The sequence below is a fragment of the Chitinophaga jiangningensis genome, assembly GCF_900142605.1.
Taxonomy (GTDB): Bacteria; Bacteroidota; Bacteroidia; order Chitinophagales; family Chitinophagaceae; genus Chitinophaga; species Chitinophaga jiangningensis.
The window spans coordinates 255,360-272,390 of record NZ_FRBL01000008.1 but is presented as its reverse complement, the minus strand read 5'-3'; the positions used below and the strand labels follow the sequence as shown (position 1 = coordinate 272,390).

At 50.0% G+C, this 17,031-nt stretch carries 10 protein-coding genes; 9 read left to right on the top strand and 1 reads right to left on the bottom strand.

What is annotated here, in order from left to right; all coding sequences use genetic code 11:
- Positions 1–20: 20 nt before the first annotated feature.
- The 9 genes from BUB18_RS21730 (at position 21) to BUB18_RS21690 (ending at position 16,104) form a co-directional block, all read left to right on the top strand.
- The gene (locus tag BUB18_RS21730; protein ID WP_073085115.1) at positions 21–875 is read left to right on the top strand and encodes a zinc-binding metallopeptidase; all 855 of its coding nucleotides are present in this window, start codon (positions 21–23) and stop codon (positions 873–875) included.
- Positions 876–977: 102 nt separating this feature from the next.
- Positions 978–2,402, top strand: a complete 1,425-nt coding sequence (locus BUB18_RS21725) for a peroxiredoxin family protein (protein WP_178372176.1) — start codon at positions 978–980, stop codon at positions 2,400–2,402.
- Between the two features lie 29 nt (positions 2,403–2,431).
- Positions 2,432–4,984 carry a M1 family aminopeptidase gene (locus tag BUB18_RS21720; protein ID WP_073085111.1) on the top strand — a complete coding sequence of 851 codons (2,553 nt, stop codon included), beginning with the start codon at positions 2,432–2,434 and terminating at the stop codon, positions 4,982–4,984.
- Between the two features lie 30 nt (positions 4,985–5,014).
- On the top strand, positions 5,015–6,139 hold the full coding sequence (locus tag BUB18_RS21715) for a TlpA disulfide reductase family protein (protein WP_073085109.1): 1,125 nt from the start codon (positions 5,015–5,017) through the stop codon (positions 6,137–6,139).
- Positions 6,140–6,317: 178 nt separating this feature from the next.
- Positions 6,318–6,905 carry a phage tail protein gene (locus BUB18_RS21710; RefSeq protein WP_073085107.1) on the top strand — a complete coding sequence of 196 codons (588 nt, stop codon included), beginning with the start codon at positions 6,318–6,320 and terminating at the stop codon, positions 6,903–6,905.
- A 10-nt stretch (positions 6,906–6,915) separates the two neighbouring features.
- Positions 6,916–7,464 carry a phage tail protein gene (locus tag BUB18_RS21705; protein ID WP_073085105.1) on the top strand — a complete coding sequence of 183 codons (549 nt, stop codon included), beginning with the start codon at positions 6,916–6,918 and terminating at the stop codon, positions 7,462–7,464.
- 36 nt (positions 7,465–7,500) lie between these two features.
- Positions 7,501–8,082, top strand: coding sequence for a phage tail protein (locus BUB18_RS21700; protein ID WP_073085103.1), 582 nt, complete (start codon positions 7,501–7,503; stop codon positions 8,080–8,082).
- A 34-nt stretch (positions 8,083–8,116) separates the two neighbouring features.
- Positions 8,117–9,259 (top strand): ABC transporter substrate-binding protein, encoded by a 1,143-nt coding sequence (locus BUB18_RS21695; RefSeq protein ID WP_073085101.1) that lies wholly within the window; start codon positions 8,117–8,119, stop codon positions 9,257–9,259.
- A 101-nt stretch (positions 9,260–9,360) separates the two neighbouring features.
- Positions 9,361–16,104 carry an MBG domain-containing protein gene (locus tag BUB18_RS21690; protein WP_178372175.1) on the top strand — a complete coding sequence of 2,248 codons (6,744 nt, stop codon included), beginning with the start codon at positions 9,361–9,363 and terminating at the stop codon, positions 16,102–16,104.
- 70 nt (positions 16,105–16,174) lie between these two features.
- On the opposite strand, the gene BUB18_RS21685 is transcribed toward BUB18_RS21690, so the two are convergent.
- Positions 16,175–17,014 (bottom strand): metallophosphoesterase, encoded by an 840-nt coding sequence (locus BUB18_RS21685; protein ID WP_143160040.1) that lies wholly within the window; start codon positions 17,012–17,014, stop codon positions 16,175–16,177.
- Between the last annotated feature and the right edge of the window lie 17 nt (positions 17,015–17,031).

The following is a 17,031-nucleotide window of genomic DNA, read 5'->3' as shown; positions in this document are numbered from 1 at the left end:
TCACACCAATCCTTAAATTCATGATGCAGATACATAAAAAAATACTGGCAGGGCTGCTCTTCGTGGGAGGACTATATGCCTGCAAAAAGGAAGCGGCCATACAGCCTACACCCATTCCGCCCTTTTACACACTGCCACAGGGGGATCAGCCGTATGATGATTCCATCCTCGCTTTCAAAGATAAATATGCCTCCTATATTTTATACAAGTTTACTAACTACGATCTGGTATATGAGGTAGCAGGTGTTACACCCCGTGTAGCCGCCAGGGTTGCCAACCCACAATATATAGATACAACGCTGAAGCTTTTCAGATCTGTATTTATGAACTACTACCCGGAGGATTTCCTGAAGAAAACAATGCCCTACAAAATATTGCTGGCAGCCTCCATCGACACCATGAATGTCACCTATTTAAACGTACTGCAGCCTTCCATAACAGGGACCTTTGCATCGCCTACCACACTGGCAATCGGCTGGGCAGACAGTACTTTCATCAAGAAGAAGTATCCTGCCAGAACGCTCCGGGAATGGCTGACCGCTGCTTATATGAAACATGCAACCATGAGCGGTGCTATGAAAATACCCGATGAATTTGTGATGCTGGCGCCACCAGCCTATAATGAAGCCACCAGTGATCCGCGTGGTGTAGGTATGTTAGGCCAGGCAACCCTCATGGCGGATATCAGTATCTATTGGGACTTTGGCATGTACGTAGCTTATATCTCCAGTCGTTCGCGTGCAGAACTGGAAAATACCATCTTCAAACCGAATTACGATACCAAAGGCCTCATCAGGCAAAAATATGAGGTGGTTTGTAACTTCTTCCGCAATGAGTACGGAATTGACCTGCAGGCTATTGGCGACAGACCGTAACAGCGATTATATCTCCCCGGAAATTATTTAAAAAATAACCCGGGGAGCTTCACCCTTTTCAGCGGCATGATTGCCTTAATTATAACTAATACTGTTATAATAATGAGAGCAATAAGTCTTTCTCTGATGATGCTGCTGGGCTGGAATAGTATGTATGCCACAGGCCCTGCAATGCCGGCAAAACTGCAACTACAGGTGACAGCCAACCGACCTTTTGGAGGCCAGATAATGGTAAGCTATTTCGGGGGTAAGGGAACGGATACATTTAAGGAAGAAGGCTACCGTATGGGGAATACGCCTACCACCAACTTTACCAATACTTTCCCGGCAGCTACCCAGCTTATCACTGTAAACGATGTGCCGATGATAGTAGAACCCGGTGAAACCGTATCAATGGCATTAACGCTGAAAGACGATTTTAAAACTGCCCCTAAAGGCGTGTTCACCGCACTGTGGTCCGGTAAAAATGCATCCAAACATGCTTTACTGTATAAAATTGATAGTTTTTATCAGTCGGTAGATGTTAAAGCTGTCAGCACCACACAGCAACTGGATGAGGTCATTGGTAACCTGGAAAAGACCACCGCACAACTCATTACGAACGCGAAAATCTCCAATGCCGCAGTGCGCGAACTCGTGGATTTCCATGAAGATAAAGCACGGATTCAATTAAAATACCGGTTTGCAGAAGACCATGCAGCACTGAAAACTACCGCCGGTTTTGGCGACTGGTACCTCAAAGGATTTAACATTGGCGATCCGGCCATTGCATCCGTAGGCAGCGAAAGTCTGACCCGTGAAATCGTGACTTTCTGGTGGATTGGGCGCAAACTGCAGGACTCCACCCTCAAAACCATCAATCAGGTAACGGAATTACTTACCACCTGCAAATCAAATCCGCTGAACGGAAAAGTAACCACCAACTGGTTTGTGGTGGAAGGCCGTAACAGAGGTTTCTTCAGCGAGATGAAGCAAATTCATTCCATCGCAAAAGCACAGCTGAAGCCAGGTAGTATTGGTGCTACCACCTGCGATTCTCTTTACAAAGCTTATGCACAGCTGGAAGCAGGACTGCCTGCTTACAATTTCGCATTGAAAAATGAAAATGGAGACATCGTTCGCTTGTCAGATTTCAGAGGTAAAATAGTCATCATCGACATCTGGGCAATGTGGTGCCATGGCTGCGTGGACGGACTGCCTTTCTTCCGCCAGCTCGCCGATTATTACAAGGATAAAAATGATATCGTATTCCTCACTATTTGCTGGGAAGCACCGGACACAGAAACCCAGGAAGAATGGAAACGATTCAGCGTAAAGAAAAATATCAACGGCGTAAACAACCTGTTTTTATCCGCCGACAGGTCCGATCCTAAAGCACAGGAGTTTATGCTTCGCTATTGCCTTACCGCTATCACCCGCTGGGTTGCCATTGATCAGAAAGGCAATATCCTGGATGGTCACCTGAACTATTCCAAAGATGAGAAGTTCGAACGTGTCATTGCCAATCTTTATAAAATGAGGGACTAATCCTCCTCCGACATTCTAAACTATCTATCTTGAACAGCATATTTCCAAAACTGCTTACTGTAGCGTGTTTACTGGTGTGTGGCAGCAGCTACGCACAGGTAAGAAAAGACAGCAGTGTAAGCGCACGGGAAGCTTTTTATGCCGTAAACCTGCCATCCGCCAACGCACAACGTACGGCGGACGGCAGGCCCGGACCTGGCTACTGGCAAAACCGCGCTGACTATGATATTCACGTGGCCTTTGATACCGCCTCCCGCAAGCTGAGTGGTAAAGTAGCCATTACCTACCGCAATAACAGCCCGGTAGCACTGGATTATATATGGCTCACCGTGATGCAGAACCGTTTCAAACCTGATTCCCGCGTAGCCAACACTACACCGGTGAGCGGCACCCGCTTTGGCGTGCAGGAATATACGGAAGGCTGTCATATCCATGAGATCAAAGGGGGTAATGGAAAAGCGCTGACCTTTGAAACGACCGATACTTATGTAAAAGTATTATTACCTACGCCACTGGCCGCAGGGCAGCAGCTGAAGTTCACCGTTGACTATGATTTCATACTGCCGGTAAACGGTTCCGATTACATGGGGGTGCTCTCCACGCCTTCGGGGAAAGTCTATCAATTCAGCGGTATGTTCCCACGGGTATGTGTATACGATGATTTGCAGGGCTGGAACGTATTTAACGCCGGTTATTATGTAGAGCCGGGCAACCTGAATATGTATTGTACGCTGCCTGCCAACGTGATCATGCAGGGCACGGGTCAGCTGATGAATCCCGAAGAAGTGCTGCCGCCGGCGGCGCTAAAGCGTTATCTGTCGGCCTGGAAAAGCGATACTGTCATCAACATCATTACATCCTATGATATCCCTATAGCATCCACCACCTCAAAGCGGACCTGGCATTTTGCTTCGGAAAATGCCGGTGACGGCCTTTGGGCCGTTTCTTCCGCTTTCCTTTGGGATGCGGTGAAAGTGGACCTGCCGGAGAATCGTACCTCACTGGCAATGGCCCTGTATCCTAAGGAGAGCCACCTGGACTGGCGCGGCATTACCGCCGATATGAAACGTATACTGGAAACCTATTCCAGTTACCTGGAACCTTACCCTTACAATACCTGTGTAAACATTGCCGGTGGCATCACCGGTGTAGGTGGCCCCGGTGTGTCCGTCATCAACTACCATCAAAGCTTTGGATCCAACAGTGTGTGGACAAAAACCAACCATGAATTAGGTCACAACTGGTTTAACATGATGGTGTCGGCTGATAGTCGCCATGGCTGGATGTGCGAAGGACTCAACACCTACATCAACCTCGTGAACAGTGAAAAGCTGAACGGGCAACCAAATTTCGAGTATACGGCAGGGTTAAACTACTTTTCTGTTATACCGCCAATGCCACCGCTGAACACACCGGCGGCTGCCGTTACCATGAAGGAAATGGCCATGCACATGTACATGAAGCCTGCGATGGCGCTCATGATGCTGCGCAATGTGGTAATCGGTAAGGCGCGTTTCGATGCGGCGTTTAATGAATTCATACGGGCGTGGCGGTTTAAACATCCGGGACCCAACGATTTTCTCAGGGCGATGCAGAGCGCTACCGGTGAGGACCTCAGCTGGTGGTGGAACAGCTGGTTTTTACAGGACTGGCGGGCAGATGTAGCCATCACCAATGTAGCCTATGTAAAAAATAACCCGGCTAACGGGGTAGATATCACGATTGAAAACAGGGACCGCATGCCGGTGCCGGTGATAGTGGAAGTACGTGAGTTTAACGGCAAGGTATCCCGCAAAATTCTGCCGGTGCAGGTTTGGCTGCAAAATAAGGTATTTGAATTCCATTATCCTTCTACCTCGGCCGTTACATCGGTGACCATTGATCCGGATGGGGTGGTGCCTGACCGCCGCCGGGAAAACAACCGCTGGAAAGGTACCGGTGCTACCAGCGTAGTGCCGGCAGGGTTGACGGCCGTGCAGGTGATTGACAATTATCTGGCAGCCATAGGAGGGAAGCAGCAGTTGCAACAGTTTACCAATGCAGTTATTAGTTATGCTTCTGCAGATAGCGCCGCTATCACATTTGCACGGCAATGGAGTGCAGATAGCTGCCGGCTTAGCTTGCAGATGAATGCGCTGCATAGTGAACTGGCGGCTTTAAAGGTGCTGCCTGGAAAGGTAGCGTTATCAAGGTTTGGCCAGCAAACGGACTATAACCCTGCTGACGTGAAACAGTTGTGTTTAACTGCGGCGCTGATTCCGGAACTGCACTTTTTTGATCAGGACTGCAAAACAACCTTATTACGGGAAAGGATAAACGTAAACGGGATGGATACCTATGTAGTACGGGTGGAAACACCGAAGGGCGAACCCTGGCTGTACTACTATGCCGTGGATGGCGGGTTGAAGGTGATGGAGCAACCTGCACAGCACCGCCCTGCGCAGCAGCTGTTTTACAGCAACCTGGAGTTCTCCGGCTATCAGTCCTACAACGGCATCAAATGGCCCGCGTCCTTACTGTTTGGTGTTCCCGGTGACGAACCGGTAACGATGCAGCTGAAACATATCTCTCTTATAAATTAATATTTCTGACTCATTTTAAAACCAAAAGCTATGAATAGAATATTCCTGGGGCTTGCGTTACTGACGGCCGTTTCGGCGAGTGCGCAGCAGCAAAAGAAAATGCTGGAGCTGGATGTAAAAATTAAAGGATTAATCAACGGTGATACAGTACAGTTATGGGGACCGCTGACCAACACCATTGATACCGCCTATGTAAAAGATGACCATTTCCATTATTCACTGGATATGAGTAAAGGCGGGTCGACCTATATTTTGCAGGTAGGCACCAGGGGAAAGGAATCAGAGGGAACGTTTTTGTACCTGGAAGCGGGTACCATGAACATTACCGGTAACGGTCCTTATTTCCAGAACGCTACTTATACCGGTAGTCAGTTTGTGGCCGACTGGCTGGATATCACCAAAACAGTTTTGGATGCTGACACGCTGTTAGCGCAGAAAGAGGCGGTAGAAAAGCGCATGATAGAAGCAACACAGATTGGCGACCAGGAAGCGAAAGACGAAGCATATGCGGAACACCGCCGTTTGCAGCAACGTGATGTGGATGCCAGTATTGCGTGGTTACGCAAGCATCCTAATTCCGGAGCGGGTTCCTATCTGATCAATGCCTACCTGGCACAGGGCATGGAGAAAAAAGACCTGATCAACCTGATCAGCAGCCTGGGTCCGAATGTAAGAAACACCTTTACCGTGAATAAAATGATGACCGGAGAAATTGGTGGCGGCAGCGAGATGGCGAATCTGCTGAACAAACCTGCGCCGGCGTTTAAGTTGAACAATGCCGCAGGCAAGCCGGTATCCCTGGCAGATTTCAAAGGTAAATATGTACTGCTGGATTTCTGGGCAAGCTGGTGCAAGCCTTGCAGAGAGGCGATTCCGGAGCTGACCGAAGTATACAATCAGTATAAAGGCAAAGGCCTGGAGGTATTATCTGTATCCCTGGATGATAAAAAAGACAAATGGATGCAGGCGCTGGAAGAGGAGAAGATGGCATGGCCACAGGTATCTGACCTGAAAGGTGGTAACGGCGAAGTACCTACCCAATATGGTGTACTGGCGATTCCTGCCTGTTTCCTGATTGACCCCTCCGGCAACGTGATTATGCTCGGAGCCCGCGGAGAGCGCTTAAAAGATAAACTGGCTGAATTACTGAAATAAATTCCACGTACTCATAAGCAAGATAGCTGCCGGCCCTGTAAGGCCGGCTTTTTTTATGTGCCTAACGGGCCATGCCTATACGAAGCGATAAAATTTTTATCCTATATAAAATTTTTATCTAGCTTTGCTATGGTTTTTCATAAACGATATTTAATCTGATCCCATACCAATCTATTTTATGAACGATGCACCGTATTTAGGGGAGATATCCATCGTATCTTTCAACTTTGCCCCAAAGGGCTGGGCCATGTGTAACGGGCAGTTACTGCCCATCAACCAAAACCAGGCGCTCTTTTCAATTTTAGGTACTACTTATGGTGGCAACGGACAAACGAACTTTGCTTTACCTGATTTCCGGGGCCGTATTCCGGCGCATTGGGGCGGGGACGGTATTATACTAGGGCAGCGTTTGGGTACTACTGCCAACACCGTACAACTCGCACAATTACCCCAGCATACACATCCCGTGAATGGTTTTGTGAAGCTGCCGGTAGCCTCCTCAGGTATCTCCAGTGCACCGGCGGATGCCTATCCTGCCAGCGATAATACTAACCGGTTCAGGTCAGAAAAAGATGAGCGGATGGCGCTAATGCCTGCGCAACAACTCACTGCTGCACCAGTGATGAGCAGCTGGGTAGGTGGTGCGGCAGTGACTGCAGGTGATCCTCCATCAGCATGGAAGGCCCGGCCATACCCCAATATGCAGCCCTACCTTGTATTGAACTTTATTATCGCATTGATAGGTATTTTTCCTTCCCGCAACTAAAATTACGATTATGCCTGAAGATGTTTTCTTAGGACAGATTTTTACCTTAGCAGGAGGTTTTGCACCTGTAAATAGTGAGCTTTGTGAAGGGCAGCTGATTCCAATATCCCGAAACACTGCATTGTTTGCATTACTGGGTACTTATTTTGGTGGAGATGGTAAATCCACTTTTGCATTACCTGATATGCAGGGAAAAGTGCCAATAGGAGCAGGCCAGGGTACTGGATTGAGCGACCGCTTCCTGGGCGAGCAGGGTGGATCCCCCGGTACCACCTTACTGGCATCGGAAATGCCCGCACACGTACATACCATCCCGCAAACAGTAATGACACTGCCCGTTGGAACTGCCGCTACCAGTGGTACGCCGGTAGGTAATTATCATGGCGCAGTTTCTACCGCGAAGATTTATGGCACGGCCGACAGCGGCACATCCATGGAAGCCGGTACGGCGCTGTACCTGGATAATGAAGGCGGTAATCAACCATTAATCAATTACCAGCCTACACTGGCGGTAAGCTTTTGTATAGCCACAGCAGGGATTTTTCCGCAAAGATCCTAGTTCGTTGAATTTTTTAAAAAATACCTGTTTAATATTATGCCCGCATACCTTGGAGAAATAAGAATTTTTGCCGGCACCTTTGCCCCGGTTGGCTGGGCATTTTGTCAGGGTCAATCGCTATCGATATCGGAAAATGATGCACTGTTTCAACTCATTCGTACTACCTATGGTGGAGATGGTCTGGAAACCTTTAACCTGCCAGACCTGCAAGGACGCGTGCCATTACACATGGGCACCAATTTAAATGGAGATAGTTATAGTATCGGAGAAACCGGTGGGAGTGAAACCTATACCTTGTCTGTCACGCAGATCCCCGCGCACCAGCACGTACTGGGTGGCAATATATTTATGCCAGCCTACGGAGAAAATCCGGCTAATGATAGCCAGCCAGCCAATAAATATGCAGCCATTACACCAACTATACAACAATATTCCCCAACTCGTGATAACACCAAACAATCCTTGCCACTAAAGGTTACCTCACCTGTGGACCAGGGAGCAGGTACCATGATGCAGGGAGTAGTAGCCGGAGGCTCACAGCCATTTAGCCTGATGCAGCCATTCCTGGTGGTGAATTATATTATCTGTCTGCAGGGGATTTATCCAAGCCAGACGTAATACCTATATCTGTTTGAACAAGATTGTCAGGAGCATGAAACTAGGATTATTATTACCCCGTTCCACTTTTCAGCCGCTGCTGCAGCACGATTTGCTCGCAGGCTGCAAAGCGTATATGGCACACCGTGAGCTGCCGGTGGAGCTGGTAACCGCCAATATTGGTTATGGAACGGACGTACCTGCCGTGTTCGCCGCCGCAGAAAAAATGCTGATGGAAGATAATGTAGATGTATTAGCTATTTATGCAGATCAGGATAGTCTGCAGCAGATAGCTGATTTTGCAAGAGCAGTGAATAAGCTCGTAATCCTGCTGCACCCGGGCGCCAGGTACTTCCATGCCTGGGAGCCGCATACACATGTCATCTCCCACACTTTGCACCATAGTCTCTGCTGCCGGTTCACCGCTGAGCTGGCGGCCACCAAAGCAGCAGCTGCCGCTTATGCCACGTCGTTTTTTGATTGTGGCTTTCCGGCAAGTCATAGCTTAAGTCAGCATTACGCGGATAACGGCGGGCAGATCGAACATAACTTTATCAGCAAATTTAACAGCAGTGATTTTTCCATCAGCCCGCTGGTTGATTTTCTTCGTCAGCAGCCGGCTGTGACATCTGTGCTCTCCATGTACAATGGCGACCTGGCCTATTACTTCCTCCGGCAACTGCAGGAGGCAGCAATACCTAACCTGGAAGTGTTTGCCGCGCCGATGGTATTTGAACCATCGCTCGCTACCGCACATGGAGCTTTACCACCATTATCGTACAGCCTTCAGGGTTACCTGCCATGGGCAGCGGCCATCGAATTACCAGCCAATAAAATCTTCACCGATACCTGTGCCGCTGCTACTAATCGCGTAGTAAACAGTGCTATGATGCATGGATGGACTACCGCCCAGCTGGTGGAGTATATCCTCCAGGGCGCATCCCAACATCAATATGCTGCCACGGCGATAATGAAACACCTGGCCACCCTGGATATAGCCACGCCGCGGGGCACCCTGCATTTTGATGCAGCCACCCACCACACCTTAGCGCCGGTATGGCAGGCTACAGCCGGTGGTGATATGGTGGTGAAGATCAACGGCAACATTCCTGACATTACCCCTGCGTGGAGCACGATGAAAGCAGCAGTAGAAGGGGTGGTGACCACACACTGGTTTAATACCTATCCTTGCGCCTGAGCTGCGTAAGGGGACTCCAAATAGTAATTATTCGCTGTAAGGGCGAAATTTAATCCCGTAAGACTACCAACGATAGTATGAAGTGCACTATACCTAAGGTTTTGATAACCTTGTTTTTTATTTGCTGTACCTTTTTGTCGCAGGCACAGATTTCCCCGGGTGACCTGGTGTTTACAGGTTATAATTCCTTTGACGATGATATAGACGGGAATACACAGAATGATGTATTCTCCTTTGTGTTCCTGAAGAATATCCCCGGTAATACGGTGATTTATTTCACCGATCTCGGGCGGATATCCGGCGGTTTTCAGTCGCTCAGCTGTAGTGCAGGAGAAGGCAGTAATACCGATGGTGTTATCCGATGGACAGCCCCTGCCACCGGCCTGCTCGCGGGAAAGCAAATCGTAATAAAGGGAAAATACAATCCCGCTACCTCCTACGGTACCGTTGATGCGATCTCTCCTACAAAAAACAGTGCCGGCGCTATCCTGAAAGAGTACATCAGTCTTGGCCTGACCGGCGACCAGCTGTTTGCCTTTACTTCCAGTAACGGCAACCCCGGCGGACCACATACCGTTATTGCGGGTATCAATGTAAACAAGGCCGCCTGGGATGCAAGCCTCGAATCATGTGACTTCACCTCATCGATGTCAGTATCCCCAACCGCTACGGCTACACTAAAACTACCCAGCATCCTGGCGGTGAACGGCCGCTATAACTGTAACCGCATCATTGGCACCAGCGCCATATTAAGAGGATTACTCACCGATGCCGCCCAGTGGTCAAAAGATAATACCTTTGCTACCAGCTATCCTGCTAGCTTCAACCTGCTCACCACGCCGCCATGCGACCTTACGATCGTTAACCCTGATGCAGCAGGCGTGGTAAGAGTGGACATCAATACCACCACCCCCGGAGATGGCACCACCTGGACCAACCCCGTAAAAGAACTCAGAGATGCACTGGTGGCCGCCGCCGATCCGGCCAGTGGCATTAAGCAGATATGGGTAGCGAAAGGTACCTACTATCCCAGTGGTATCGGCGATATCAACGCCGCTTTTGTTATACCTACAGGAGTAGGCGTGTACGGTGGCTTCAAAGGCGGTGCCGGAGGAGAAACTACCCTGGCAGCGCGTACACCGGCGGACTATCCCGTAATCCTCAGCGGGGACCTCGACAACGATGACGTAAATAAGGTGGGTGGCATGAGCTTAAACAGTGCTGATTTACGGGGTGGAAATACCTTACAACTGGTGAAAATTGGAAAGGGGGCTATCAACGTCGTGTTAGATAACCTGATCATTACCGGTGCCAATAATCCAGGTGACAACGCTGCCGCCGTGGCATCAGAAAATGGCCTGGCCAGTGAAAACTATCAAATCAATTACTGCCGCCTGCAGGGAAATAATGCTGCACAAGGAAGCGCGGTATACCTGAGAAACGCCTCCGGTACCACTGCTAATATCTCCGGTTGCCTTATTACCGGAAATGGCGGGGTTGCCTTGAGCGCCATCGGATCTAATACTTTCAAAATACAAAACTCCACGATTACCCGTAATAGCTATGGACTCAATTGTAATACTGCCGCTGTTACTGTTACCAACTCCATCATTGCTGGCAATAGTGTAGCGGATGTACAGGTTACCGGCACTACACCGGTATACCAGTCCAGTATGATTCAGACTTCTTTTTACAACAGCAGTTCCGCTACCGACGCTGCACTCAGCGGAGCCGTGCTGTTTAAAGATCCGGCTACCGGCGACTTCCGACTGGATACTTCCAATGTAATTATCAACAATGGTAACAATGCACTGACTACCCTCACCACTGACCTGGATGGAAAACCAAGGATCAGCAATGTGACCGTAGATCCCGGCGCATACGAATACCAGGCGCTGGTGCAAACATTCACTTTTGCGCCTGCTACCACTTCCTATGTATATGGCGCTGCCGACGTAGCATTTGTACCGGCGCCCGCTACCAATGGAGGAGGTGCGATAATTATCACCAGCAGCGCACCGGGCATAGCACAAATTGTTAATAATAATCTGACCGCCAGGGGAGCAGGTAACGCCACGATAACCGCCAAAGCTGCGGCCACCCGTGGTTACCTCGAATCCGCACCGGTAACTATAGGCGTCACCGTTACACCGAAGCCACTCTTTGTAACCGCTGATGATGTAACACGTGCTTACGGTCAACCTAATCCGACCGTGCCGGCACTTACCTGGTCTGGCTTTGCATTTACTGACGGGCCATCCATCTTCACACCTGCTACCACCGTGGATTATGCAGGTACCAGCGAAACATCCGCGCCTGGAGAATATCCACTTTCGCCCAGGATGAATGGTGCTACTAACCCGAACTACCTCGTTACTCCTGCTAACGGTAAACTGACGATCGTAAAGGCTGCGCAAACAATCACGCTGCCTGCGGTCATTACCAAAACCTATGGTGATGCGGCGTTTGATCCGGGTGTAACCGCCACCAGCGGCTTACCGGTGACCTATACCATCCTGAGCGGACCAGCTACCGTAAATGGAACAATGATTACCATCACCGGCGCTGGTACTGTTACCGTTCGTGCTGACCAGGCAGGTAATACCAATTACAATCCGGCTACGGATAATTTCAGTATCCAAATAAATAAAGCCGTGGTAAATATTACTGCCAATAACGCACAGCGACCATATAACGACGTAAACCCAACGTTTACGTATACACTGGGTACGCTGGTGAATGGCGACAATGCTTCCGTGATCACCGGCTTGCCGGCACTAACCACGGTTGCTACCCAGGCATCCGATGCCGGCGATTATGATATCAATGTGGACGTCGGCACATTGCAGGCAGCCAATTATACTTTCAATTTCATCAAAGGCAGACTGACCATCACGCGGCTGAATCAGTTTATCAGCTTCGATAACCTGGTGAACAGGACCTACGGCGATGCACCATTTACCATTAGTGCCACTACCACCTCCGGTTTACCGCTTACCTATACCGTTTCCAGCGGGCCACTCACCATCAACGGGAACACCGGTACAATCAGCGGAGTAGGTAATGTAACGGTAGTCGCCAGTCAGGCTGGTAACACCAACTATAATGCGGGAACAGTTTCCCAGAGCTTTACCATCAGTAAGGCGCCGCTGAAAGTGGTGGCAGATAATAAGTCCTCCGCATACGGAGCCGCCCTTGCGCCGCTTACGTATCACTATGAGGGCTTTGTATATGGAGAGAATGAATCCATACTGGGCGGTACACCATCGGTTACCAGCACTGTTGCGGCCAACAGCAATGTCGGCACTTATCCGATCACGATAGGTACGGGTGCCGTCACTAGTGCCAATTACGCGGTGACATCGCAAAATGGGGTGTATACCATTGGCACTGCTTCACAAACCATTTCCTTCAGTAAACCGGCCGACAAAACTTACGGTGATCTGCCGTTTAGCTTAACCGGAACAGCCAGCAGCGGCCTGCCACTGGTGTACACCGTGGTATCGGGGCCGGCTACCGTTAACGGTAGTACGCTCACCATCACCGGTGCAGGTGCCGTGGAAATTGAAGCGATTCAGCCGGGGAACAGTAACTACGACGCTGCTACCGCAGTTAGGCAGACATTCACGGTGAATAAAGCTGTCCTGAACGTAACAGGGGATAATAAGACGCGACTGTACGGTGAGGCTAACCCAACATTTACCTTCGCTATCAATGGTTATAAAAATGGGGAAGATGCGACCGTTGTAACCGGGGCACCTGTACTCTCTACCAGCGCAGACGCGGCTTCGGCAGTGGGTAGCTATGATATTGACGTGGCACTGAATACACTGGATGCTGCCAATTACACCTTTAATTTCATAAAAGGCAGGCTGACTATCCTCCAGGCGCAGCAAACAATGAGCTTCCCGCCGATTACTGATAAAACATATGGTGATGCGGCTTTCACGCCATCAGCAAGCGTGAACACAGGACTGCCGCTGGTATTCACTGTATCAGGCCCTGCAACAGTAAATAATAATATCATTACCATCACCGGTGCAGGTACTATAACGGTAACGGCTACACAGGCAGGCACGGTTAATTACCTGCCTGCAACAGGCAGCCAAACCTTCACCGTGCAAAAAGCTGCGTTGACGGTAACGGCGGATGATCAACGGAAAAACTTCAATGAACAGGTTGCTGCACTGACTTATCAGATCACCGGATTCGTGAACAACGAAACATCGGCGGTGTTAACAGGGCAGCCTGCTTTAAGCACACCGGTAGGTACTTCCACACCGCTGGGTACTTATCCGATCAATATTACCGCTAACACACTCGCGGCACAAAACTATACCTTCACCCTGGTGCCGGGCACCTATACCGTAGGTAAAGGCACACAGGTGATTACCTTTAATCAACCTGCGGATGTGACTTACGGCGTACTGCCGTTTGCGTTGAACCCGGTGAGCAACAGCGGACTACCAGTATCTTACCGCGTAGTGAGCGGTCCGGCTACATTGAATAATTCCCTGATCACCATCAATGGTGCAGGCGATGTAACCGTAGAAGCTTACCAGGATGGGAATGTATCCTGGGAGGCTGCTACACCTGTGAGCCATACTTTCCACGTAGCCAAAGCAACGGTGGATATCTCTGTAGGAAATTACTACCGTACCTACGCCCAGGGGGATCCTACCTTTGGCTTCTTTATCAACGGTCTGGTAAACGGTGATCCGCTAACCGTGATCACGGGTGCACCGGTAATTACACCGGTATCTACGCCTACCTCAGATGTAGGGGTGTATGATGTGGATGTGGCCATTGGTACCTTGCAGGCCGACAATTACAACTTCAACCTGGTTAAGGGAACGATTACCATCTCCCCCAATAACCAGAGTATAAACTTTGCGCCGCTGGCCAACAAAACATATGGTGATGCCGCTATTCAGCTGGATGCACCTGCCAGCAGCGAACTGCCGGTGACCTATGAAGTGACCGGCCCGGCTACGGTGAATGGCAATGTATTAACCATCACCGGTGCTGGTACTGTAACGGTAACGGCTAAACAGGCAGGGGACAAAAATTGGCTGGCAGCTACGCCACGCCAACAAAGCTTCACAGTAGCGCCGGCAGTGCTTACTGTTACTGCTGATGCGCAGCAGAAGCTCTATGGCGCTGCTAATCCGGTTCTCACATATCATATCACCGGCTTTGTAAATAATGAAACTGCCGCGGTACTAACAGGCACGCCTGCACTCACTACCACTGCTGTGGCCAACAGCGGCGTGGGTACTTACCCGATTACCGTGGCGCTAAATACCCTCAGCGCTGCCAATTATACTTTTGTAATGGTAAACGGTACGCTTACGGTGGGCAGGAATAGCCAAACCATCAATTTTACACCACCAACGGATAAAACCTATGGCGACGCTCCGTTTGCACTCAGTGCTTCCAGCAGCAGCGGCCTGCCGGTTACCTTTGCCGTGAAAAGCGGACCAGCCGCCATCAGTGGCAATCTGGTCACTATCACCGGTGCGGGCAATGTAGTTATCACCGCTAATCAGGCCGGTAATACAAATTTCAATGCCGCTGCGGAAGCAGGACAATCGTTTGTGGTGAATAAAGCCGCTATCACAGTTGCAGCCCGCAACGCGGAAAAAACATACGATGGCCAGGCTTACACCGGTGGTAATGGAGTAGATGTTAACGGGCTGGTAAACAATGAAACACCATCGGTACTGGGTGCGGTTACCTATGCAGGTAGCAGTCAGGGTGCGGTTAACACCGGTACTTATACCCTGAAGCCAGTGGTAGCGGATAATAATAATTACACCATATCCATCACAGATGGTGTGCTTACAATAAAGAAAGCGAAGCAGACCATCACTTTCAATGTAGTTACGAATAAAAACGAAGGAGATCCGGCATTTACCTTACAGGCTACCTCCACTTCCGGACTGCCGGTGAGCTTTGCCAGCGGTAATACAAATGTGATCAGTGTTACGGGCAACATAGGTACGGTGGTGGCAGCGGGTACGGTAGTACTCACTGCTACGCAGGCAGGAGATCAAAACTACGAACCTGCAGCAGCCGTAGCGCAAACAGTGACGGTAACGGCTTACCCGGTTCCGGACCTTACGCCAAACGGACCACTGGATTTCTGTGAGCAGGGTAGCGTCACCCTCACCGCCTCCGCCGCACCGGCGTACGCATGGACTAAAGACGGGGTACGTATCCCTGGAGCTACTACATCTGCCTATAAAGTTACCAGCTCAGGTACTTACCAGGTATATGCACTGTACCCGGGGAACCAGGAAAAAGCTTCTGTAGCCATTACCGTTACCGTATATCCGTTGCCGGTAGTTACCGTGCAGGCAGCTGCACCAACTACCATTAGCAAAGGTGAAACTATTACCCTCAGCGCCAGTGGCGGTGGTACTTACACATGGGAACCTGCTGCGGGCCTCAGTAACAGAACGGGTGCCATCACCAACGCACGCCCGGCTAAAACTACGGACTATAAGGTAGTGGTAACGAGCGACCATGGCTGCGTGGCTTCCGCCACCATCACCATCACCGTGAAAGACGACTACAAGCTGGAATCCAGCAACCTGCTCACGCCAAACGGCGATGGCCGTAATGATTACTGGGTAGTGAAAAACATTGATATGTATCCGGAGAATGAAGTGAAGATATTTGACCGCGCCGGCAGGATGGTGTTCCAGCAACGTAGCTATTCCAACAAGTGGAATGGTACGGTGAATGGGCATCCGCTGATGGAGGGTACTTACTATTACATCATTGACCTGGGAGCCGGTAAACCGCAGTTTAAAGGCTTTATCACGATTATTCATGATTAATCCAGGGCACCATAACAAAAAAGGCGAAACCAACTGGTTTCGCCTTTTTTATTATAAATAAGTTGAAATTTTATACGCGCTGCAGTCCGGGAGTAATATGAATGAACTCCTGCCGGTCATTAAAGTTAAATGCCAGCGTGCCTCTGTGAAGGCCGTTAGCACCGGCGTGGCCAATCATTACCTCTTGGTTTTCTTTATTCTTTTGTGTGCGCAGGCTGCTGTCAAATCCGTGCTGGTGACCACCCACAATGAAATTGATGCCAACGGAATCGTTGGCCAGGGAGTAGTTGGATACCTTGTCCGCAGTATTGTCATACCCCAGGTGGGAGAGGCAAATCACCACTTCGCAACCCTGTTGCCTTAGGCGCCTGGCGGCAGCATTGGCCGCTGCTACCGGATCGGTAACGGTAACACCGCTAACACCCGGCAGGGCAGTACCTACACCCGTAATACCAATTTTAAGCAGTCCTTTCTGAACGATCACTTCCTGTTTTACGAGGGTGGCCAGCTGGCTGTCTGCAAAACGGTAGTTACAGTTGACGAGTGCAAAATCCATAGCGGGGATCAGGGCGGCCAGTGCGGCGGTGCCGTTGGCCAGTTCCCGGTTGCCGATGGTGGCAGCATGGTAGCCGGCTTCGTTCATGGCCTTAATAATCCGCAGGTTGCCGGCAGCATCATTGGAACCGGCGGTAAAGTCACCGGCATCTAACAGTAAATCGCCCGTTGCACCACCATTATTAAAAACGGTGCCATGCATATCGTTGGTGTAATGTACCAGCAATCGGGAGCTGTCGCCCGCAAGGCGAATAGTGGCAGTGCCGGAAGAAGCGAATACGCGCATGGGGGATTTGAATAATAGCAACCCCGCTGCCAGCGAGGTGTTTCGGAGAAAACGACGACGTGTGTTCATTAGGTATAAAGAATAGT

Bases quoted from the DNA above. Each gene is read 5' to 3' on its own strand.
- BUB18_RS21730 (WP_073085115.1), top strand. From the start codon at position 21: ATGATGCAGATACATAAAAAAATACTGGCAGGGCTGCTCTTCGTGGGA.
- BUB18_RS21725 (WP_178372176.1), top strand. From the start codon at position 978: ATGAGAGCAATAAGTCTTTCTCTGATGATGCTGCTGGGCTGGAATAGT.
- BUB18_RS21715 (WP_073085109.1), top strand. From the start codon at position 5,015: ATGAATAGAATATTCCTGGGGCTTGCGTTACTGACGGCCGTTTCGGCG.
- BUB18_RS21710 (WP_073085107.1), top strand. From the start codon at position 6,318: ATGAACGATGCACCGTATTTAGGGGAGATATCCATCGTATCTTTCAAC.
- BUB18_RS21705 (WP_073085105.1), top strand. From the start codon at position 6,916: ATGCCTGAAGATGTTTTCTTAGGACAGATTTTTACCTTAGCAGGAGGT.
- BUB18_RS21700 (WP_073085103.1), top strand. From the start codon at position 7,501: ATGCCCGCATACCTTGGAGAAATAAGAATTTTTGCCGGCACCTTTGCC.
- BUB18_RS21695 (WP_073085101.1), top strand. From the start codon at position 8,117: ATGAAACTAGGATTATTATTACCCCGTTCCACTTTTCAGCCGCTGCTG.
- BUB18_RS21685 (WP_143160040.1), bottom strand. From the start codon at position 17,014: ATGAACACACGTCGTCGTTTTCTCCGAAACACCTCGCTGGCAGCGGGG.